General features: G+C 66.1%; 1 protein-coding gene. It reads right to left on the bottom strand.

Annotated features, from left to right (window positions below):
• Positions 1–1,313 (bottom strand): DNA translocase FtsK (locus EV560_RS35620; RefSeq protein ID WP_248312372.1); only part of this gene is annotated, 1,313 nt, incomplete at both ends.

The raw sequence follows: 1,313 nt of genomic DNA, 5'->3' as shown, positions 1-1,313 counted from the left end.
TCGACGAGGATCTCACGCTTTCCGGCGTGGTTGGCGGGGCCGACGATGCCCTCGTTCTCCATCCGCTCCATGATCGAGGCAGCGCGGTTATAGCCGATCTGGAGACGGCGCTGGATATAGGAGGTCGAGGCCTTCTTGTCGCGGAGCACGACCGCGACCGCCTGCTCGTAGGGGTCCTCGCTCTCGGCTTGTGCCATGCCGCTCTTGTCGAAGACCGCGCCGCCATCCTCGTCGGCGCCGGCCTCGTCCTCCTCGGCCGTGACCGCGTCGAGATAGTCCGGCCGCCCCTGCGTCTTCAGATGCGCCACGACCTTCTCGACCTCGGCATCCGAGACGAAGGGACCGTGCACGCGGGTGATCCGGCCGCCGCCGGCCATGTAGAGCATGTCGCCCTGGCCGAGCAGCTGCTCGGCGCCCATCTCGCCGAGAATGGTGCGGCTGTCGATCTTCGAGGTCACCTGGAAGGAGATGCGCGTCGGGAAATTCGCCTTGATCGTGCCGGTGATGACGTCGACCGAGGGGCGCTGCGTCGCGAGGACGACATGGATGCCGGCGGCGCGCGCCATCTGGGCGAGGCGCTGGATCGTGCCCTCGATCTCCTTGCCGGCGACCATCATCAGGTCGGCCATCTCGTCGACGATCACGACGATATAGGGCAGCGGAGCGAGGTCCATGACCTCCTCCTCGTAGATCGCCTCGCCGGAATGCTTGTCGAAGCCGGTCTGGACCGTGCGGGTGATCACCTCACCGGCAGCCACCGCCTCGCCGACGCGGACGTTGAAGCCGTCGATATTGCGCACGCCGAGCTTCGACATCTTCTTGTAGCGCTCCTCCATCTCGCGCACCGCCCATTTCAGCGCGACCACCGCCTTCTTCGGGTCGGTGACGACGGGGGTGAGCAGATGCGGGATGCCGTCATAGACGGAGAGCTCGAGCATCTTGGGATCGACCATGATCAGCCGGCACTCCTCCGGCTTCAGCCGGTAGAGGATCGACAGGATCATGGTGTTGATCGCGACCGACTTGCCCGAGCCGGTGGTGCCGGCGACGAGCAGATGCGGCATGCGGGCGAGATCGGCGATCACCGGCTCGCCGCCGATGGTCTTGCCGAGGCAGAGCGCGAGCTTGTGCTTGGTGGTCTCGAAATCCTGGCTGGCAAGCAGCTCACGCAGGAAGACGGTCTCGCGCTTGGCGTTGGGCAGTTCGATGCCGATCGCGTTCTTGCCCTGCACCACCGCGACGCGCGCCGAGATCGCGCTCATCGAGCGGGCGATGTCATCCGCCAGCGAGATCACGCGGGAGGACTTGGTGCC

This window comes from Allobosea sp. BK604, from assembly GCF_004341515.1.
GTDB lineage: Bacteria > Pseudomonadota > Alphaproteobacteria > Rhizobiales > Beijerinckiaceae > Allobosea.
This window is presented reverse-complemented; position numbering and strand designations above follow the sequence as displayed.